Source organism: Bacillus sp. FSL L8-0193 (assembly GCF_037976065.1).
Lineage (GTDB): Bacteria > Bacillota > Bacilli > Bacillales > Bacillaceae > Bacillus > Bacillus paralicheniformis.
Window position 1 is genome coordinate 4013346 of the sequence record NZ_CP150261.1, and the last position, 19482, is coordinate 4032827.

A 19482-nucleotide genomic window follows, 5' to 3' on the forward strand; every position below is an offset into this window, starting at 1 on the left:
CGGCTCATAAGTTTTTTTATTCCCGAAAGCTCGCCAGCCGCTCGTTCAGCGCTTTCGTGTGCCGGTAGACATCTCTGTAAATTTGAAACAGAGCTTTGTATTGTCTGCTGTATTCACGGCGGGGTGAAAAGGTTTCTTTGATGAGAACGAATCGGTCTGCACAAGCTTCAAGCGACGGAAACCAGCCGCACCCGACGGCCGCGATCATGGCTGCTCCATATGCCGGCCCCTGTTCGCTTGTGAGTCTGATGATGTCGGCGTTGAAGATATCCGCCTGGATTTGCAGCCATTGATCGCTTTTGGCGCCTCCGCCGATTGAAATCACGCGGCTGATATCCTTTCCCGCGGCACGGAATTGTTCAATGCTCTCGTGTAGGGAGAATGTGATGCCTTCAATGACGGCTCTGACGAAGTCCGCCCGTGTATGTGCGCTGTCCATCCCGATGAAGCTGGCGCGAATATCTGCGTCGGCATGAGGGGTTCTCTCCCCTGACAAGTAAGGGGTAAACAGCAGCCCCCGGGCACCGGGACGGGAATGGTCAATATCGCTAATTAATTCGTCAAATGACGTTTGCCCGGCAAATACATCTTTAAACCAGCTGAAGCTGCGTCCTGCGGAAAGCGTCACTCCCATTGAATAAAACGCATTGGGGGCGGCGTGGTTCAGAAAATGAATATTGCCATCAAACGCTTGATCTCGGTTTGATTCATATGTGAGAACAACCCCTGAGGTGCCTATGCTGCAAAGGGCCGTTCCTTCTCTTAAAATACCGGCGCCGACCGCGCCGCATGCATTATCAGCGCCGCCGGCAAACACCTTGACTTCAGGAGCCAGACCGGTTTCGGCCGCGAATTCCGGACTGACGCCGCCGACACAGGCGCACGGCTCAATCAGATCCGGACATAAGGACTCCGGGATGCCGAGCTTGCTGCAGATTTCCCCGCTCCATGTCTGATGTTTCACATCGAGCAGGAGCGTTCCGGCCGCATCTGAATATTCGCTGTGCAGACGCCCCGTCATCGTGTACCTGACGTAGTCTTTCGGCAGCAAAAAAACGGCCGCCTTTTCAAAAAATTTTTTTTCATGTTCTTTCACCCATAAAAGCTTCGGAAGGGTAAAGCCTTCGAGCGCCGGGTTTTTCGCGATCTCGAGCAGGCGCTCCTTTCCGACTTTCTCGTTAATCAGACGGCATTGTTCGGTTGTCCGTGTATCGTTCCACAGGATCGCGTTTCGCAAAACCTCTCCTTTGCCGTTTAAAAGTACCAATCCATGCATCTGTCCGGAAAAGCTGATCCCTTTAATCTGAGATGCTTTTCCCGGGAAATGCATAACTAATTCCTTAATGGCTTCCTTCGTTTTTACCGCCCATTCTGCGGGATCCTGTTCAGAATAACCGGAATGGGGCTGAATGATGGAAAATGGTTTGGAGACCTCGCCGCACAGCTCTCCCCGCTGATTGACAAGGATGATTTTAACCGCGCTGGTGCCGAGGTCGACCCCGATCACGTATTCCACTAGCGTGTCTCCTTTTCTGCCGGCGCTTCGCGCAAAGCGTTCAATAAGTAACGGTTAACGGTCGCTTTCAGTCGTTCCTGGCGGCCTGACTGATTTTCAATTTGGTCGTGTTCAAGAGCGTATGCGGCAAGCTTATTCAGATCGGTGCGGCCTTCTTTGATCTCAAGCCCGATCCCTTTCGTATAGCTTTCATAACGCTCTTCAATGATCTGGTCGAGGGCTTTGTCTTCAAGCAGACGGGAAGCGACTTTCAAGCCGACTGCATACGTATCCATTCCTGCGATATGAGCGTGAAATAAGTCTTCATCCGCAAAAGACGGGCGCCTTACTTTAGCATCGAAGTTAATACCACCGGTTTTAAACCCGCCTGCTTTCAAAATTTCATACATCGCAAGTACTGCAGAATACAGATCGGTCGGGAACTCATCAGTATCCCAGCCCAGGAGCAAATCGCCCTGATTGGCGTCAATGGAACCCAGCACGTCGTGCAAGGCGGCCACCCGTAGTTCATGCTCAAATGTATGCCCGGCCAAGGTCGCATGGTTCGCCTCAAGATTGAGTTTAAAATGGTCTTTTAAACCGTAAGTTTCTAAAAAAGCGATCGTTGTGGCCGCATCAAAATCGTATTGGTGCTTCGTCGGCTCCTTCGGCTTCGGCTCGATCAAAAATTGGCCGTCAAAACCGATTTCGCGCGCATACTCAACCGCCATTCTATAAAATGAAGCCAAGTTTTCGAGTTCAAGCTTCATATTTGTATTCAGCAATGTTTCATAACCTTCTCTTCCGCCCCAGAACACATAGTTTTCCGCTCGAAGCTCCTTGGCGATATCCAGTCCTTTTTTCACTTTTGCGGCCGCATAGGCATAGACATCCGCATTGCAGGAAGTTGCGGCCCCGTGGACATACCTCGGATGGGTAAACATATTGGCTGTATTCCAAAGCAGCTGAACACGGCTAGTCTCCATCATTTCTTTAAGAAAAGACGACATTTGATCCAAATACGTAAATGTCTCACGCAACGTTGCTCCTTCATCAACGATATCAACGTCATGAAAGCAGAAATAGGGCACGCCGAGCTTTTCAAAGAATTCAAAAGCCGCTTCCGCCCGGGCTTTTGCTTTATCCAAAGGATGTGTCATCCGGTTCCACGGCCGGAACATCGTCCCGTCACCGAAAGGGTCTTTCCCGTCCGCATCAAAGGTATGCCAATACGCAACAGCGAAGCGAAGATGTTCCTTCATCGTTTTGCCGCCGACGTATTCATCAGGGTTGTAATATTTAAATGCGTAAGGATTTTCCGAATCGGCTCCTTCATACTCAATCACTCCGACATTTCTAAAAAACATTCCGATCTCCCCCTTCACTTTTCCTTGCAAAGCAAACGTTAAAAAATAAGTTTGTTTAACCATTAAACTAACTTCCTTGTATTTATTTTACAAGATGAATCAACCGCTTTCAATGGAAATGAAGGAAAAAATTGAGTTTTCTAAATTTGTTATACTATAATAAATTCACAGCTTCAAAACAATGGAGTGATTGACATTGAATACAGCGGATCAAGCCCTTGTAAAAAAAATGAACAAAGCTCTGATTCTTGATCAGATTATTGAGAACGCACCCATTTCAAGAGCAAAACTTTCGGAAATAACGGGATTAAATAAAGCGACCGTTTCCTCCCAAGTATCTTCCTTGCTTCAAAAGGACATCATTTATGAAACCGGCCCCGGCGAGTCAAGCGGCGGCAGGAGGCCCGTGATGCTGAAATTCAATCGAAAAGCCGGCTATGCGGTCGGTATAGATATCGGAACCAATTATCTGATTGTTGTGTTAACCGATCTTGAAGGGCATTTGATTGAACAATTCGAACGGACGCTGGATGAAGAAGACATTCAGGCGACAGAAGAGGCATTAATCGAATTGACAGGGCTAGCCGTTGACAAAATACCGCCTTCCCCATACGGATTGACCGGAATCGGCGTTTGCGTACCCGGCTTGGTAGACAACGAACGGCAGGTGGTGTTTACGCCAAATAAGCCAATCCATTTGATTCCGTTAAAGGAAAAACTGGAAGAAAGGTTCGGCGTTCCCATTTTAATTGAAAACGAAGCAAACGCCGGCGCCGTTGGCGAGAAGAAATACGGAGAAGCCGGACAGCTGGAGCATGCCGTGTTTGTCAGCATTAATACCGGGATTGGTTTAGGGATTTTAATGAATGGAAAACTGTTTAGAGGTGTGCAAGGTTTTTCCGGAGAAGCCGGGCACATGTCCATTCACTTTGACGGCCCATTGTGCCGGTGCGGGAATAGAGGCTGCTGGGAGCTTTACGCTTCGGAAAAAGCCGTCTTCTCTCACTATGGAGCGAATTCCGAAGCCCCGCTTTACGAAACCGTTAAAGAACTTGCAGACCGCAGTGATCCGGGGATGATGGAGACGTTTGAAAGATTCGGTTTTCATATCGGCATCGGACTTCTCAACATCTTGAAGACGTTGAATCCCGATACGATTATCTTGCGGAATACCATTGTAGAATCCTATCCGATCATCGTCGATGCGATTAAAAAAACGATTGCCTCAAGAAGTGCTGCAGAAGCCTTGTCTAATTATCATTTGAAAATCTCCTCGCTTGGCCGCACTGCCTCATCGCTCGGCATGTCCTCCCTTGTGATCGGGCATTTTCTGGAACGGTTTATGAACGAGAGATTTTAATTTTTATATCAAAAAGCGCATATTCCATTTAGGAATGCGCGCTTTGTTTAGCAGCTTGCACTTTCTTGCTGAACGCCTCGGCGGCCGCCTTTGGATCGGCAGCTTTGCTGATGGCGCTGATGACACTGATGCCGTCAGCGCCGGCCTCGATGACGGGGGCGCAGTTTTCGGCCGTGATCCCGCCGATTCCGACCACAGGTATGCCAATCCCCTGCCTGCGGAGCTCTTGAATGAGCGAGACACCCTGCACAGCTTTTGTATCCCGCTTTGTTGCAGTCGGGTAAACCGGCCCTGCACCGATATAATCCGCTCCATCCTTTTCCGCCTTTACGACTTCTTCAAGTGTATGCGCGGAAACGCCGAGGATTTTGTCCCCGATTCTCGCTCTGACGTCGGCGGCCTTATCATCATCCTGCCCGATATGCACACCATCGGCGTCAAGCGCAAGCGCGAGTTCTACATCATCGTTGATGATAAACGGAACATTGAACTGTTTGCAAAGAGCCTGCACCTGTCGAGCAAACGCCTTTTGATCTCCTGCTTTTAACGCGCCCTCGCCTTTTTCGCGGAATTGAAAAAGTGTCGCACCGCCTTTTAAGGCTTGTTCAATGACAGTTAAAGGATCGCCTGCAGTATTGTTTGAACCCATAATAAAATAGACTGACAACAGATCTTTTATCGTTTCTTTTGAGACTCGCGTCATCTTATTCCACCTCTCTGATCCTGCCGCGTTCTTTTATATCCATCGCTTCAACAGCGGCAAGCTGATTCAAAAACTCGATTTGAAAGCTTCCGGGCCCCAGGTTTTCCGCTTTCTCCGCGGCCAACTCGGCCGCCGTTCCATAAAAAGCGGCTGCAGATACAGCGGCATGGCAAACGTCTTTTTCAACGGCGCAAAACGCACCGATGACAGAGGTAAACAGACAGCCTGTCCCCGTCACTTTCGTTAACAGTTGATGTCCGTTGCCTACGGTATACGTTTTTGTTCCATCCGTTATGACATCTTCAGCTCCGGTTATGATGACGGCTGTATCCCATAATTTCGAGGCTTTTTTGGCGAGCTCTGTTCTGTCGCCGCTCCCTTCGCCTGCATCCACGCCTTTGATCAGCCAGTCCTCTCCAAGCGTGTTGGCAATTTCCGCGGCATTGCCTCTGACGGCGGAAACCTTCACTTCGCGCATAATCGCTTGAGCCGATTCTGTTCGAAACGGCGTTGCCCCAGCACCGACTGGGTCAAAAATAACCGGCACACCGTGTTCATTGGCGGACTTTCCTGCAATGATCATCGATTCAACAGATTCCCGGCTGAGCGTGCCGATGTTCAGCACAAGGGCTCCGGCGATCTTTGCCATGTCGGCGGCTTCTTCCCTCGCATACGCCATCACCGGCGATGCGCCGAGAGCCAGTAAACCGTTCGCCGTAAAATTGGTGACGACATTGTTTGTCATATTGTGTACGAGCGGTTTTTGCTTTCTGACTTTCTCAATTCCTCTTGCGGCATCTTCCAGATTCATTCGGCTGCATTCCCTTCTGTTTTTGAATTTTCGCTCCATATATACGATTTTGTATGATCAATCCACGCCCTCGCCGCGAACGACAGATAGCGGTCTTTTCTCCAAATGACGGCGACATGCCAAGGAATGGCCGGCCTCACCAGCGGAATGATTCTCACTCTTTCCGGGTCAAGATCCCGGCAGATTCTTTCGGGCAAAAGCCCGATTCCAAGGTTAGCGGAAACCATTTCGCTGATGAAATCCCATTGCGAGGTTTCATAAATGACATTCGGCTGAAATCCCGCCTTCAAGCAAGCCGTAATGATCCGTTCGTGAAGAACAAAGTCTTCCCTGAAAAAGATAAACGGTTCTTCGCTTAACTGCCGAAGCTCGATCTCGTCCGCATCAGCAAAACGATGAGACGGATGGACGATCAGCATCAAGTCTTCTTTTACGATTGTAAAGGAGTGAAAAATCTCCTCTTTTGCAGGCAGGACGACAACGCCGATATCAAGCGATCCGTCTTCCACTCCTTCCTGCACTTTCACAGAGCCGTGCTCAACAAGCTGAAAGGTGACGTTCGGATATTTGTCTCTGAAATCCCCTATCACTTTCGGAAAAAAGCCGGAGCCGATCATCGGCGGCAAACCGATCCGCACGTGCCCTTTTTTGACGTCCATCAAGTCATTCAGCTCTGAAGTTAAATTTTGAAACGACTTGGTGATTTCCTGGGCCTGCACATACATGCTTTGCCCCGCATCAGTCAGCTCGATCTGACGCCCCCGCCGGTAAAACAGCTCGATCCCGAGCTCTTCTTCAAGATTTTTAATCATTTTGGAAATTGTCGGCTGAGATATGTATAATGACTGAGCGGCTTTTGTGAAGCTTTTCAGACGGGCTACCTCCAAGAAATAGGTTAAGTGGCGTATGTCCATTTGTTTGACACCCTTTCAGAGTTCCTGCTTGTATTCATATTCTAAACCAATTTCATTGTTTTCTGCACCCCCGTGGAGCACCCTTCTACATCAACATAAAAAAACGCCGCCGGCATACAGCCGGCAGCGCCTATCTTCGGGCAATCGCTTCATCCTGTTCCTTCAGCGTGTCCACATTAGAGCGGGTGTCCTCAATGTTTTTACGAACAGCCTCTTTATACTGTTCGACCATATTGCAAATTTCGGCTTCGCGTTCAAGCCACTTTTTCGTAAAATCAAGGTTGTTCCGCCCGAGCGCTCCGGCTGACGGGCTTTTTAAAGACACGGCTTGAAGCGTGCTGCTTACTTGCTCCAGCTGCTTCATAACCGCTGCATGGTTAAGTTTAATCGTTTTGCTCATTTCAACCACCCTTTTAAACCGTTGATTGTGCTGTGCAGAGCGTCGACGGCCTCCTCTCCTTTTTCCATCAGAAAGTCCGCCCGGTCGGCCGACCAGCTTGCAGCTTGAACAGCCCCTTTTTCAGAATCTAAAGCAAATATCTTTAAATCAATTTTATGAATATACCGATCATATTCATCGGTGAAAATTCTGTACATTGCCGTGTGCGCTTCATCACGTGCTTCGTCAAAATCGGCTGCCCTGCTTCCGGTCCACGACTCATCAAGGTTCGGACGCAAAATCTGCCTGATTTCTTCGATTCCGAGGTTTTGTTCCCGCTCTACATCGCGCTTTGCCCGCTCCAGCCTTGCAATTTGTTCTTCCAGCTCTGCCGCCTTATGAGAGAGGACACCGTGTATTTTTTGCAGCGTGTCTGAGTAGTCCATTATTGTCACCTCTGAAATTGCAGTATGATTCGCATGGATTGTTTCCTTGTCAAATTATGATTCGGTTGGTTTTTCATAGATTCACATCTTTGACTGGACTTGCTCTCATTTCCAATATTTATAGTTTAAGTCGAAAATCACGGATGTTGAATAGGCTGTAAATACTGTTTTTAGGGATATATACACAGTTCATCATCTTCCTCACAGCGCATTTTAAGGACATATAACCCGTCTTTTTGAATCATCTGTACACCGCTTTCATCGCGGACAAGTCTAAAGGCACGGGAATACGGCAGTTTAATGGTCACAAAAAATCGCCAAATGATTCCGGACGACAATTTCTAATTTTAGTCAGGAAACTGTTTCTTTTGACCTGATTTGCGCTTTTAACTATAGACAAAATGAATAATATCTATTCTGTATATGTATTTTACCTATACTTAAAACTCATGTACACTCATGTTTAGAAAGGGGGATAATGACATGAAAACATTCATTAAAGGATTAGGTCAGGTCGCTCTTTTGTTTTTATTCGCGCGTTTCATGAATCTGATTGCCGAGGTTCTTCATATAAACATTCCCGGCAGCATTCTCGGGATTATCGTCATTTTTGCGCTTCTTCATTTCAAAATCATTAAGCTGGAATGGATTGAAATCGGCGCCTTGTGGCTGCTCGCGGAGCTGCTTTTGTTCTTTGTCCCTTCAGCCGTCGGGATTATGAACTACGGAGATATTCTGGCTGAATTCGGCACAAGCATTATACTCGTTGTCCTCATCAGTACATTCGTCGTCATGGTGTCGACCGGAATGCTGACTCAATTGATTGCCAAAAGAAAGGAAAGGAAAAAAACATGCTCATCGGATGCTTAAGCCTGATCGCAACAGTGTTAATTTATCTGGGCGCAAAAGCGGTGTATTCACGCCATCCAAAGGTATATGCGTCACCTTTATTGGTCACGCCGGTGATACTTGTCGGCCTGCTGCTTTTCATCAACGTGCCCTTTGAAGCGTACAATGCGGGCGGTCGCTTGTTGACAGACATGCTCCAGCCGGCAACCGTGGCTTTTGCGATTCCGCTGTACAAATACTTTCCAGTCTTGAAAAAATACGCGGTTGAGATCATTATCAACGTGACTGTAGGCTGCTGTATCGCGATCCTGTCAACAGCGTTTATCGCAAAACTTTTCAAGCTGAATGAAGACCTGATTGAGAGCCTCGTTCCCAGATCGGTCACAACGCCAATTGCAATGAGCGTTTCTGAAATGATCGGCGGAATGCCCGCGGTGACCGCTGTTTTTGTTATATTGACCGCCCTGTCCGGGTCAGTGATCGGACCGATGGTCATTCGCTACTTCCGGATTGATAATGAAATCGCAAGGGGCGTGCTGCTTGGCACAAGCGCCCACGGCGCAGGTACGTCAAAAGCATTTGAGCTCAGCTCCGTGTCCGGAACGATTTCAAGCGTATCGATGATCCTGGCTGCGATCATCACGCTTTGCGCAGCGCCGTTTCTCATTTCCCTTATTGCAGTGTCATAGTTGAAAAATAAAAAACCAAATTGGGGAAGTTTTTTCCGCCAATTTGGTTTTTTTCATTTAGACATCGAGCAGCACATCAGCAATACTATAAAAGAAATACACCAAAATCCCAACCGAAAAGTGTGAAATTTCCCCGATCCATCCGCCGCCATTTCCGAAAATATTCATCGCTTTTTTCTTTGGAAAATGTCCACAGAAATCCCGTGAAAGCCCCTGTGAGAAAAGCGGCCGTCAACAATACGTTGACAAAGACCATCACCCTATTCTCAACCTTTCAGCTGTTCAACCGCCGTCTCAAATTCCTTTTCAATCTCTGCGGACGGCTTCTTTGTCATCAGGCTGACGACGATGATCACGACTGTACAAACAATAAATCCGGGAATGATTTCATAAACCGGGTCAAAAGCTTTTACTTGCTCCCACACAATAACAGTCAACGCCCCGGACAGCATCCCTGAAAGCGCGCCCCACTTCGTCATTCGTTTCCAATACAGACTCAGCAGAACGACAGGACCAAAGGCCGCTCCGAAACCTGCCCACGCATAGCCGACAAGATTCAATATCGTTTCATTCGGATGAAGCGCCATCATGAGGGCGATCAGTGAAATCGCGAGGACAGACAGCCTTCCGACAAGAACAAGTTCTTTGTCAGAAGCTCCTTTCCGGACAAACGCTTTATAAAAATCCTCTGTCAGCGCGCTTGAGGTTACAAGAAGCTGTGAAGAAATCGTGCTCATGACAGCTGCTAAAATGGAAGCCAGCAAAAACCCCGTAATCATCGATGGGAACAAAAGGTCTGCCAACTTAATGAATATCGTCTCGGCATTCTTTAACGAAAGATGATTTGCGCTGAAATAGGCGATGCCGACGAGTCCTGTCAGCATCGCTCCGCAAATCGAAAAGATCATCCAGCCCATGCCGATTCTTCTGGCACTCTTCAACTCTTTCACGCTTGAAATCGCCATAAACCTGACAATAATATGAGGCTGTCCAAAGTAGCCGAGCCCCCACGCCAGTAAAGAAACAATACCGATTGCGGTTGTTCCTTGAAACGGACGGAGGAGGTCCGGGTTGACCGCGTTCACTTCCGAAAACGCCGGCGCAATTCCCCCCAATTGGACAAATACGACGATCGGCATTAAGATGAGCGCAATAAACATGATCGTCCCTTGAACAAAATCGGTCCAGCTGACAGCCAGAAAGCCCCCGAAGAGCGTATAAAGAATGACAACCCCGGCCGTCAGCCAGATGCCGATCCGATAATCAAGGTGGAATGCTGTTCTGAACAGCTCTCCGCCCGCCACCATTCCGGATGATGTATAAAAAGTGAAAAATACTAAAATAACGAAAGCCGACGTCACCCGTAACAGCCTTGAACCGTCTTTAAAACGGTTTTCGAAATAATCGGGTATGGTAATGCTGTTGCCGGCCGTTTCCGTATACGTTCTCAGCCTCGGCGCAACATACACCCAGTTCAAATACGCGCCGATTGTCAGACCGACAACGATCCAGCCGCTGCTCAATCCGTTCAGAAACATCGCACCAGGCAGCCCCATTAATAGCCAGCCGCTCATATCGGAAGCACCTGCGCTTAACGCGGTGACGGCGGGGCCCAGATTTCTTCCGCCAAGCATGTAGTCGGTCAAATTTGAAGTTCTTCGATATGCAAAATATCCGATAAAAAGCATTCCTGCCATATAAATACCTATCGATATTAAAATTCCGTAATCCATAACTTCCCCCTGCCTGAGTTTTTCGCGTAATATCAATATACATGAATAATTGATCGACAGGTATTGTTTTTATCGCAAAATTTTCCCCCGCCCTTAACATTAACGGCGGCGGATCCGCAAAAAGACAACTTTTAAATAATCGCCTTCAGGATAGCTTTTCACCGTTTTGAAATCTTCGGGAAGCGAATGCTCCTCAAGCACTGTAAAGCGCGTCCCCGTTTCTTTGCATGCCGCTTCGATAAAGCCTTTGAATTTTTTCATCCCAAAAGCGCTGCTGTTCGTCGAAGCGACGATCACACCTTGATCTTTAGTGATTCGAATCGCGTCTTTCAACAGATTTTTATAATCCTTTGCCGCGCTGAATGTATGCTTTTTTGTTCTCGCAAATGAAGGCGGATCAAGGATGACGAGGTCAAAGGCGAGTTCTTTTTTGGCCGCGTATTGAAAATATTTAAAAACGTCCATGACTTTAATATCATGAGCTTCATAATCCAGCCCGTTCACGCTGAATTGTTCGATCGTCCTGCTTAAACTGCGGTTTGCAACATCAACGCTCGTCGTTTTTTCAGCGCCTCCAAGCGCCGCCGCCACAGAAAATGCACCTGTATATGAGAAGGTGTTGAGCACGGTTTTTCCTTCCGCATACCGGTCCCTAACCGCCTTGCGGACATGGCGCTGATCGAGAAAAACGCCTGTCATCGCACCGTCATTGAGGTAAACGGCAAAATGTATGCCGTTCTCTTTCACAATGATCGGAAATTCCCCTCTCTCTCCTCTGACAAAGTCGTCATCTTCTACATACTGCCCGGCCGTATTAAACCGTTTTTTCTCATATACGGCTTTATAGTCTGTCAATTCATCGAGGGCTTCCATAATCGCTTCCTTAAACGTATAAATCCCTTTGCTGTACCATTGGAACAAATAGTAGCCGTCATAATAATCAATCGTAAAGCCGCCGATTCCGTCGCCTTCCCCGTTAAACAAACGAAAAGCGGTCGTATCCGGGTCTTGAAAAAGCGATTTTCTGGCCTGAAAGGCGTTCGCCAGCCTGCTTAAAAAGAATGATTGATCAATTGATTCCTCTTCGTTTCGGGTCAGAATCCAGCCGATCCCTTTGTTTTGCTCGCCATAGTAGCCCTTTCCCAAAAACGTGCCGTTTTCATCGGCAACCCTGATCAGCGAACCTTCTTTTATGCCGTTTTCTTGCGAAGAAACAGCTTCTTTTTCAATTAAGGGATAGCCCTTTTTCATTTTTGCAGCGAATGGATGTTTTATTTTTAATGTATGCATTTGATTTCAGTCCTTATTTTAAAGTCTTCTCTATCCTACCATAACGCCTGATCAATATTCTTATTCATCATGTAATCGAGATAATTGACAGATGATTCCGACCTTTCTAAAATGATGGAGAAACAAAAGGAGGAATGGCGTAATGGCGCGAATTGACTACGTAGGACTGATGGTGAAAAACATTGATGCTTCGATCGCATTCTACCAAAATGTGATCGGAATGACGCTGAAAGGCAGAATGACCCATACAAACGGCATCATGAAGCTGGCTTTTTTAGGCTTTGAGAACAGAGACGAGACAGAGCTTGAATTGATCGAGGGATATAACGACAGTCTTCCTCAGGAAGGAAAAGTACATCATTTTGCCGTCTCAACCGATGATATCGAGGCTGAATTCGCCCGCGTAAAAAGCGCCGGCATCAAGCTGATGGAAGACGAGATCACCGTATTGCCAAACGGCTTCCGCTATTTTTTCTTTTTGGGCCCGAAGGAGAAATAATTGAGTTTTTTCAAAGAACATAACCGGATGCGGCTTTTCGCCGTTTCCGGTCTTTATGAAACGCGGAAAGCCGGCGGCTGTTTTTCGATAAACCTTTTGATGTTTTGATATGTCACCTCTTCGATGCGCCTGATGCTCTCATACGTAGCGCCGCCGATATGCGCCGTGCATATGACATTGCCGAGACTAGTGATCCGGGCGGCCGGCGGTTCGGTTTCAAAGACGTCCAATGCTGCACCTCTGATCTGTTTTTGTTCAAGCGCTTGAATGAGCGCGCTTTCGTCTACCACTTCTCCGCGGGCAATGTTGACCAGGTACGCGGTTTTCTTCATTTTTGCCAGCTTTTCTTGATTGATCAAATGATAGGTGGCAGGTCTTAATGACGTGCTGATACATACAAAGTCAGATTTTTCCAGGATATCGTCAAGCTCTGCAAACCGTACATTCAGCCGTTTGGCTGCATTGTAGTCTTTGTATGTGCCGTACGCCAAAACGTTCATATGAAACCCGGAAGCCCGTCTTGCAACCTTTTTGCCAATTTCCCCAAAACCGATAAGCCCCAGCGTTTTTCCATCGAGCTCATAGCCCATCTCGGATTGCCACAAACCGGCTTTGACTGCGGCGTTTGACTGCGGGATCGAACGGGCGCCAGACAGCAGAAGGCCGAATGCCAAATCGGCGACTGCCGAGGCGTTTTGGCCGGGTGCATTCGTGACGAGGATTCCTTTTTCGCTTGCATATTCTACATCAATATTGTCGATTCCCGCACCGAATTTCATGATATATCTTAGTTCCGGGGCAGCGTCGATCAGCTCCCGGTCCACTTTTTCAACGCCGGCGATATAAATATGAACATCCTTGATATGAGTCAGTAAATCCTGTCTCGTCAACCGATTGGAATCCAAAAATGCAAATTCGGCGCCGAGCCGTTCGACCCTTTCCTTCAACAGCGGCGCTGCGCGGTAAAACAGTCCGTTAAGTGTCAACAGCACTTTAACCAAAAGCGCTCCTCCATTCGTAAAAAATTTTTGCAGCCAAGAAAAATGCTTGTTTCCGAAAGGAAACAAGCGAATATGGGGATACGTCAGGGTTTGTTGTCATTATATCGATTCATCCTGCGATTTAAAATGAGATTGGCATGTTAGCTGACATGGTTTTTAGACAATTTGGCCGGCTGGTTAAAGGCTGTGGACTGCAAATACTTAAAATATTGACGGGCGTACGGGTGTGAGGTGTTTGAATTCCAAGGCTTGTTTCCGCCGCAGAAATGAACGATTGCCGGGTTTGCCCTTGTTTCCATATAGCGCTTTTGATCGATGAGGGAAGCCGGTGTTTTTTCTTTTAAAATAATGTGTGTTTGGGCGTTCCATCTCGGATGAAGTTCGAGCCACTGATCATAAAGAATCGCATTCAGCGCGTCTTGGTCATGAAACACAAACATGTCTTCATCGTTGTTATTGATGAAGTCGATGACTTTTTTCGAAATGTTGTTTTTTCTCCAGGCTTCCATATCGATGATCATGATACCTGAGTTAAAATATTTTGCTTCGTCGCTGATGTTCATCTTTTTCAGCCGTTCATGCTGGCCTGCATCTTCTACTGCCGCTGCGAAATAAGGTGAAATGTCCTTGTCCCACAACTTCGATATATCCTCTAACACTAAGGCGTCGCAATCGACATAGATCATTCGTTTGACGGAATCGTCATCAATCAGATCGGGGATGGAAATCCGATAGTATGCCGCTTTTGTAATATGGCTGCTTTCGACCGCACGGTCATACTGGCTTTTTTCTACATTCAGAAATGTAATGGGGGCTCCGAATTGAAGGGTCGTCTCTTCCAGACGCTTTTTATTTTCCGGTTCAATCCCTCCGTCGATGACATACAGTTTCACATCGCGCGTCTGATCCATATTCGTCAGCAATGATGCGAACATCACGCTTAAATGCTGTGCGTAGTTATTGTCTGTACATGAAATAATATGCATGGTTCGGTCGCTTTTCATATGTCTTCCATCTCCTTTTCTTTTTTTGTTCTATTCCCTTTTTTTAAAAAATAAACACCGTCGATAGGCTGAAAAAAAAGGATCATGCAAGATCCTCTGATTGTATGGCGTCTATTTCACTATCTTTTGGCAAAAAGCTTCTTTGAATAAAAGTAAGGGTAGCCAATAATGATGATTGGAGCTGCTAATGTAAGGAGCATCCATGAGCCTGAGTGAATGTCTCTAATGACTCCAATAAATATACAAGTACCGATGAGAAAATATAATAAAGCACCTAAAAACCAATACATATTCATTCCCCTTTTTCTTTACACATGTTCTTGGATTGACTATTTTTGTTTCTATGTTTGTCTGTTTTTTCGTTCGTATTGCTTAATCGATCAGGGCACTGATTTTTTGACACTTTCTCAGTTCTGATTCCTTTTCTTTTTAATGATAAAATTGTGAGATCAATCGATTTCAATGTTGATCATTCCTTTAATAAATAGTGAGTTCCTCATGATTTTAAATGTAAATTTGAAAAGATAAAACGTACATAAAGGCAGAACGCTTATGTACGTTTGGGCAATGATCATATGTTTGGGAACATCTAATGGTTCACTGCACCTCGGTATTGTTGTGTTCTTTCTCTTCCTATAAAATGATTGGATAAATGTATGTTCACTTTCAATAAATTTCATGAATCTCTGTTCGGTTAAACTGTTAAAGGAAGTGGATGAGGTTTGAATCCTTTTAAAGAAAAGCATTACTCACATGATAGACGGGCATTAAATATGCTTGCGCTCAGAGTGCCGGGCCTGGCTTTTATTCTCATGATCTATGTAGCCTCTGTCGTGCTGCAATTTATTATTGGGAGCTGGTCCATTTTATTGCTTAACGTGTTTACAGTATTGACCGCCATTTTTGCTTTGCTGCATTGGCATTCATATCGCTGGGTTAAGAAAAGGGTCATTCTATATTTTGTGCTGCAAGGTTTGATCACTTTTACACTGGCTAATATCATGACTGGCTTCTTAGTGCTGGTCATCATCGGCCTTTATGCATTTTTGATGGGACAGATTGCAGGAATAGCAGACAGAAGAAGGACTTTCCTCATACTGTATTTACTGCTTCTGCTGTCAATCAATGCAACACATCAGATTCACAAAGGTGATTATTTGCATTTTCTTGTCATTGCCGTACCTATTATGATCGTGATTATTACTTATGCCGCTACATTATTTGCCCAAGTCGATGAAAAGATAAAAGCTCAGCTGACTCTTGAACGGCTGGAGCTGGCTCATCAGCAGGTCGAACAGCTGACGCTGCAAAACGAAAGGCAGCGTATGGCCCGGGACTTACACGATACGCTTGCTCAAGGGCTGGTCAGTTTAAATATGCAGCTCGATGCTATTCATGTTCATCTCGCCAAAGGCAACACAGAGAGAGCAATAGAAATCATTCAACAATCAATGAAAAGAGTGAGAGGTACATTGGCCGACGCGCGTTCAGCGATTGACGATCTGCGCAGCAAATCAGAGGAAATCGGTTTTCTAAAAGAAAGAATTACCTCACTAATGGATCATTTTCAAGAGTCGACAGGCATGGGTGGTTTTTTAGACTATCGATTACATCAGATATTAGACGTTCGTACAGCTGAAAACTGTTATTACATCATTGGAGAATGCATAACGAATGCAGCAAAGCACGCTGAAGCAGAAACGATATCGGTATCCATTTGGGATGATGATAAGGGGAGGCTCCATTTAACTGTCAAGGACAATGGCAAAGGATTTGATGTTGAAAAGAGCAAGAAAAAGAGAGGACATTACGGGCTTCTCGGCATAGAAGAACGCGTCAGAGCCATGAAAGGCCAATTTAATATAAAGAGTACAAAATCAAAAGGAACACAAATTGAGATCACAGTACCAATTCAGGGAGAGATGCAAGATGAATAAGGTTTTAATCGTTGATGACCATCTTGTCGTGAGGGAAGGTCTGAAGCTTTTAATTGAAACGAATGATCATTACACCATCATAGGAGAGGCCGAAAATGGCAAAGCGGCAGTCCGTCTTGCAGATGAATTAAAACCGGATATCATTCTCATGGATTTGTATATGCCGGAGATGAGCGGGTTAGAAGCCATTAAACAAATAAAAGAAAAACATGACATCCCTATCATTATTTTGACTACTTATAATGAAGATCACTTAATGATCGAAGGAATTGAATTAGGGGCGAAAGGATATCTATTGAAGGATACGAGTTCAGAAACCCTTTTTCATACAATGGATGCAGCAATAAGAGGAAACGTGCTGTTGCAGCCTGAAATCTTAAAACGTCTGCAAGAAATCCAATTGGAGCGGATGAAAAAACAGAGCAGTGATACGCAGCTGACAGAAAAGGAAGTCATTGTTCTAAAAGCAATTGCTAAAGGTCTTAAAAGCAAAGCGATCGCCTTTGATTTGGGCGTCTCTGAGAGAACAGTAAAGTCCAGGTTAACGTCCATTTACAATAAATTAGGCGCGAATTCAAGAACTGAAGCCGTAACGATTGCCATGCAAAGAGGCATTCTGACATTAGACAAATAACATCAAATTTGAAATTTGCCCAAACGTACATACCCGAATGTACGTTTTTTTTATTTCATTGTCCACTACAATGAGGAGGAATATGATCAAGCAATGTGTTGAAAGGAGATTATCATGTCAAAAATGTTATATAAATTAGGAGGATGGGTTGCTCGCCATCGCATAAAAGTTATATGCGCGTGGATCGTTGTGTTAGTTGCTTCGATAAGCCTTGCAACCACATTAAAACCAAATTTTTCTGAGGATATGTCCATACCTGACACACCTTCGGAAAAAGCGATGGATGTCATTCAAAAAGAATTTCCTCACGGCCCTGATAAAGGGAGCATACGGGTGATTTTCGGTGCTGAAGATGGAGAGAAACTTACTGCAGAGTCAGCCAAAAAAGCAATAGAAAATACGTTAAAGGAAATCGATAAAGATGGTTCTGTTGACTCGATTGCAAGTCCTTTTGTGACAGGAACAATCGCGAAAGACGGCACAGTTGCCTATGCTGATATCAAGTATAAATCATCAGCAGATGATATAAAGGATTACTCTATCAAACACTTAAAAGACAGTTTGAAAATCGCTGATGATGAGGGATTGCAAACTGAGCTAAGCGGAGATGTACCGGGAGCCGAGATGGAGATAGGCGGTGTCTCTGAAATTGTCGGCATTGTCTTGGCCTTTGTCGTTTTGGCCATTACATTCGGCTCTTTATTAATAGCAGGCTTACCGATTTTAACTGCACTGATTGGATTAGGTGTTAGTATTGGACTTGTTTTGATTGGAACACAAGTTTTCGATATTGCTTCCGTCAGTCTTTCATTAGCCGGAATGATTGGCCTTGCTGTTGGGATTGATTATGCTTTATTTATTTTTACGAAGCACCGCCAGTTTCTAGGCGAAGGCATACAAAAGAATGAATCAATTGCCAGAGCTACCGGAACAGCTGGGAGTGCAGTCGTTTTTGCCGGACTTACTGTTATTGTCGCACTTTGCGGATTGACGGTTGTTAACATTCCTTTTATGTCTGCAATGGGGCTGACAGCAGGGCTTAGTGTATTGTTAGCTGTTCTCGCCTCAATCACGCTTGTTCCTGCCGTCTTATCGATAGCGGGGAAACGGATGGTTCCGAAATCAAACAAGAAAAAAGATAAACAAAGCGCTGAAACAAATGTCTGGGGACGCTTTGTCACAAAAAACCCTATCATGCTAAGTGTATGCAGCATTCTCATTTTGCTCGTCATTAGTATTCCATCTATGCATTTGGAACTGTGCTTGCCTGATGCAGGGATGAAAGCGAAGGATAATCCGGAACGCCGGGCATATGACTTGCTTGCCGACGGTTTTGGAGAAGGATTTAATGGTCAATTAACAATCGTAGCGGATGCTACAAGTGTGACAGAAAATAAGGCGGAAGCCTTCACAGATGCAGTGAAAGAAATAAAGGAACTAGACCATGTAGCGAGTGTCACTCCTGCAATGCCTAATAAAGAAGGGAACTTTGCTATCATTACGGTCGTTCCTGAAACAGGTCCAAATGATGTGGCAACGAAGGATTTGGTAAAGGAAGTACGCAGCTTATCAGATAAAAACGGGGTAGATTTGCTCGTTACTGGATCGACTGCCGTGAATATTGACATTTCAGATCGCCTGAATGATGCGATACCGGTGTTTGCTGTGCTCATTGTAGGTTTTGCGTTTGTATTGCTGACAATCGTATTCCGTTCGCTGCTTGTGCCTCTTGTTGCTGTTGCTGGTTTCGTATTGACAATGACTGCCACTCTTGGGATCTGTGTATTTGTTTTACAAGACGGGAATCTCGTCGACTTTTTCAAAATACCAGAAAAAGGGCCGATACTCGCGTTCTTGCCGATTTTATCTATTGGAATTCTGTTTGGATTAGCCATGGATTATCAAGTATTCCTTGTCAGCAGAATGCGTGAAGAATATGTGAAAACAAAGAATCCAGTACAAGCGATTCAAGCCGGATTAAAACACAGCGGTCCTGTTGTCACCGCAGCCGGCCTGATCATGATCTTCGTTTTTGCAGGATTTATCTTTGCTGGAGAAGCTTCTATTAAAGCCAACGGGTTGGCTCTTTCCTTTGGTGTGCTCTTTGATGCCTTTATTGTACGAATGACACTGATTCCAAGTGTCATGAAACTGATGGGGAATGCAGCCTGGTACTTGCCAAAATGGCTGGACAAGATTATTCCGAATGTGGACATAGAAGGGCATCAACTCACGAAGGAAATACAGCCAGAAATAGATTATGAACAAAAGAAACAAATCAGTATGTAATAGAAAGCAGATCTTTTACGAGATCTGCTTTTTTCTTCATATTCCTGATCACGGTGTGAATGATTAGTTAAAAAGGAGACAC

Annotated in this window: 20 protein-coding genes; 7 read left to right on the forward strand and 13 right to left on the reverse strand. The window is 45.6% G+C overall.

Translation table 11 applies throughout. The features are described from left to right. Positions 1–16: 16 nt before the first annotated feature. Together xylB and xylA are read right to left on the reverse strand one after the other, a co-directional pair. Positions 17–1516 carry a xylulokinase gene (gene xylB / locus MHH76_RS20175; RefSeq protein ID WP_023856989.1) on the reverse strand — a complete coding sequence of 500 codons (1500 nt, stop codon included), beginning with the start codon at positions 1514–1516 and terminating at the stop codon, positions 17–19. Further along, positions 1516–2862 carry a xylose isomerase gene (gene xylA, locus MHH76_RS20180; protein ID WP_039073102.1) on the reverse strand — a complete coding sequence of 449 codons (1347 nt, stop codon included), beginning with the start codon at positions 2860–2862 and terminating at the stop codon, positions 1516–1518. Before xylA ends, xylB begins: the two co-directional genes overlap by 1 nt. Positions 2863–3058: 196 nt before the next feature. On the opposite strand from xylA, the gene MHH76_RS20185 reads away from it, so the two are divergent. Next, positions 3059–4222, forward strand: a complete 1164-nt coding sequence (locus tag MHH76_RS20185; protein WP_023856987.1) for an ROK family transcriptional regulator — start codon at positions 3059–3061, stop codon at positions 4220–4222. Positions 4223–4250: 28 nt separating this feature from the next. On the opposite strand, the gene thiE is transcribed toward MHH76_RS20185, so the two are convergent. The 5 genes from thiE to MHH76_RS20210 all read right to left on the reverse strand — a co-directional run bounded on the left by thiE (position 4251) and on the right by MHH76_RS20210 (position 7475). After that, positions 4251–4925, reverse strand: coding sequence for a thiamine phosphate synthase (gene thiE, locus MHH76_RS20190; RefSeq protein WP_023856986.1), 675 nt, complete (start codon positions 4923–4925; stop codon positions 4251–4253). Between the two features lies 1 nt (position 4926). Then, positions 4927–5736, reverse strand: coding sequence for a hydroxyethylthiazole kinase (gene thiM / locus MHH76_RS20195; protein WP_023856985.1), 810 nt, complete (start codon positions 5734–5736; stop codon positions 4927–4929). Further along, positions 5733–6650, reverse strand: coding sequence for a LysR family transcriptional regulator (locus MHH76_RS20200; protein ID WP_023856984.1), 918 nt, complete (start codon positions 6648–6650; stop codon positions 5733–5735). The genes thiM and MHH76_RS20200 overlap by 4 nt, the downstream gene beginning before the upstream one ends. Before the next feature lie 130 nt (positions 6651–6780). Continuing rightward, positions 6781–7050, reverse strand: a complete 270-nt coding sequence (locus MHH76_RS20205) for a YwqI/YxiC family protein (RefSeq protein WP_020453374.1) — start codon at positions 7048–7050, stop codon at positions 6781–6783. Further along, positions 7047–7475, reverse strand: coding sequence for a DUF5082 family protein (locus tag MHH76_RS20210; protein WP_020453375.1), 429 nt, complete (start codon positions 7473–7475; stop codon positions 7047–7049). The genes MHH76_RS20205 and MHH76_RS20210 overlap by 4 nt, the downstream gene beginning before the upstream one ends. 483 nt (positions 7476–7958) lie before the next feature. On the opposite strand from MHH76_RS20210, the gene MHH76_RS20215 reads away from it, so the two are divergent. Together MHH76_RS20215 and MHH76_RS20220 are read left to right on the forward strand one after the other, a co-directional pair. Then, complete coding sequence (locus tag MHH76_RS20215) at positions 7959–8345, forward strand: CidA/LrgA family holin-like protein (RefSeq protein WP_020453376.1); 387 nt, start codon at positions 7959–7961, stop codon at positions 8343–8345. After that, positions 8327–9013, forward strand: a complete 687-nt coding sequence (locus MHH76_RS20220; protein ID WP_023856983.1) for a CidB/LrgB family autolysis modulator — start codon at positions 8327–8329, stop codon at positions 9011–9013. The genes MHH76_RS20215 and MHH76_RS20220 overlap by 19 nt, the downstream gene beginning before the upstream one ends. Positions 9014–9279: 266 nt before the next feature. Here MHH76_RS20220 and putP read toward each other — a convergent pair whose 3' ends face one another. Together putP and MHH76_RS20230 are read right to left on the reverse strand one after the other, a co-directional pair. Then, positions 9280–10746 carry a sodium/proline symporter PutP gene (gene putP / locus MHH76_RS20225; protein WP_023856981.1) on the reverse strand — a complete coding sequence of 489 codons (1467 nt, stop codon included), beginning with the start codon at positions 10744–10746 and terminating at the stop codon, positions 9280–9282. A 99-nt stretch (positions 10747–10845) separates the two neighbouring features. Further along, the gene (locus MHH76_RS20230) at positions 10846–12036 is read right to left on the reverse strand and encodes a class I SAM-dependent rRNA methyltransferase (RefSeq protein ID WP_023856980.1); all 1191 of its coding nucleotides are present in this window, start codon (positions 12034–12036) and stop codon (positions 10846–10848) included. Between the two features lie 142 nt (positions 12037–12178). Here MHH76_RS20230 and MHH76_RS20235 point away from each other — a divergent pair, with 142 nt between their 5' ends. After that, positions 12179–12535: a VOC family protein gene (locus tag MHH76_RS20235; protein ID WP_039073065.1), complete on the forward strand. Its 357-nt coding sequence runs from the start codon at positions 12179–12181 to the stop codon at positions 12533–12535. Positions 12536–12588: 53 nt separating this feature from the next. On the opposite strand, the gene MHH76_RS20240 is transcribed toward MHH76_RS20235, so the two are convergent. The 4 genes from MHH76_RS20240 to MHH76_RS20255 form a co-directional block, all read right to left on the reverse strand. Further along, positions 12589–13527, reverse strand: coding sequence for a phosphoglycerate dehydrogenase (locus MHH76_RS20240; RefSeq protein ID WP_023856979.1), 939 nt, complete (start codon positions 13525–13527; stop codon positions 12589–12591). 149 nt (positions 13528–13676) lie between these two features. Further along, a complete protein-coding gene (locus MHH76_RS20245; RefSeq protein ID WP_026580289.1) occupies positions 13677–14540 on the reverse strand; it encodes a glycosyltransferase family 8 protein in 864 nt (287 codons plus the stop codon). Positions 14541–14659: 119 nt separating this feature from the next. Beyond that, a complete protein-coding gene (locus tag MHH76_RS20250) occupies positions 14660–14836 on the reverse strand; it encodes a hypothetical protein (protein WP_095291354.1) in 177 nt (58 codons plus the stop codon). After that, the gene (locus tag MHH76_RS20255) at positions 14833–15003 is read right to left on the reverse strand and encodes a hypothetical protein (RefSeq protein WP_023856975.1); all 171 of its coding nucleotides are present in this window, start codon (positions 15001–15003) and stop codon (positions 14833–14835) included. The genes MHH76_RS20250 and MHH76_RS20255 overlap by 4 nt, the downstream gene beginning before the upstream one ends. 310 nt (positions 15004–15313) lie before the next feature. Between MHH76_RS20255 and MHH76_RS20260 the strand changes: the two genes are divergently transcribed. The 3 genes from MHH76_RS20260 (at position 15314) to MHH76_RS20270 (ending at position 19400) form a co-directional block, all read left to right on the forward strand. Next, entirely contained in the window at positions 15314–16477 is a 1164-nt protein-coding gene (locus MHH76_RS20260) for a sensor histidine kinase (protein ID WP_035339288.1), read from the forward strand. After that, positions 16470–17111, forward strand: coding sequence for a two-component system response regulator YdfI (gene ydfI / locus MHH76_RS20265; protein ID WP_035337953.1), 642 nt, complete (start codon positions 16470–16472; stop codon positions 17109–17111). Before MHH76_RS20260 ends, ydfI begins: the two co-directional genes overlap by 8 nt. 114 nt (positions 17112–17225) lie before the next feature. Beyond that, complete coding sequence (locus MHH76_RS20270; RefSeq protein ID WP_035337956.1) at positions 17226–19400, forward strand: MMPL family transporter; 2175 nt, start codon at positions 17226–17228, stop codon at positions 19398–19400. Positions 19401–19482: the final 82 nt, after the last annotated feature.

Bases quoted from the DNA above. Each gene is read 5' to 3' on its own strand.
- putP (WP_023856981.1), bottom strand. From the start codon at position 10,746: ATGGATTACGGAATTTTAATATCGATAGGTATTTATATGGCAGGAATG.
- MHH76_RS20270 (WP_035337956.1), top strand. From the start codon at position 17,226: ATGTCAAAAATGTTATATAAATTAGGAGGATGGGTTGCTCGCCATCGC.
- xylA (WP_039073102.1), bottom strand. From the start codon at position 2,862: ATGTTTTTTAGAAATGTCGGAGTGATTGAGTATGAAGGAGCCGATTCG.
- MHH76_RS20200 (WP_023856984.1), bottom strand. From the start codon at position 6,650: ATGGACATACGCCACTTAACCTATTTCTTGGAGGTAGCCCGTCTGAAA.
- MHH76_RS20245 (WP_026580289.1), bottom strand. From the start codon at position 14,540: ATGAAAAGCGACCGAACCATGCATATTATTTCATGTACAGACAATAAC.
- MHH76_RS20220 (WP_023856983.1), top strand. From the start codon at position 8,327: ATGCTCATCGGATGCTTAAGCCTGATCGCAACAGTGTTAATTTATCTG.
- MHH76_RS20215 (WP_020453376.1), top strand. From the start codon at position 7,959: ATGAAAACATTCATTAAAGGATTAGGTCAGGTCGCTCTTTTGTTTTTA.
- MHH76_RS20205 (WP_020453374.1), bottom strand. From the start codon at position 7,050: ATGAGCAAAACGATTAAACTTAACCATGCAGCGGTTATGAAGCAGCTG.
- MHH76_RS20210 (WP_020453375.1), bottom strand. From the start codon at position 7,475: ATGGACTACTCAGACACGCTGCAAAAAATACACGGTGTCCTCTCTCAT.
- MHH76_RS20235 (WP_039073065.1), top strand. From the start codon at position 12,179: ATGGCGCGAATTGACTACGTAGGACTGATGGTGAAAAACATTGATGCT.
- MHH76_RS20230 (WP_023856980.1), bottom strand. From the start codon at position 12,036: ATGCATACATTAAAAATAAAACATCCATTCGCTGCAAAAATGAAAAAG.
- ydfI (WP_035337953.1), top strand. From the start codon at position 16,470: ATGAATAAGGTTTTAATCGTTGATGACCATCTTGTCGTGAGGGAAGGT.
- MHH76_RS20260 (WP_035339288.1), top strand. From the start codon at position 15,314: ATGCTTGCGCTCAGAGTGCCGGGCCTGGCTTTTATTCTCATGATCTAT.
- thiM (WP_023856985.1), bottom strand. From the start codon at position 5,736: ATGAATCTGGAAGATGCCGCAAGAGGAATTGAGAAAGTCAGAAAGCAA.
- thiE (WP_023856986.1), bottom strand. From the start codon at position 4,925: ATGACGCGAGTCTCAAAAGAAACGATAAAAGATCTGTTGTCAGTCTAT.
- MHH76_RS20250 (WP_095291354.1), bottom strand. From the start codon at position 14,836: ATGAATATGTATTGGTTTTTAGGTGCTTTATTATATTTTCTCATCGGT.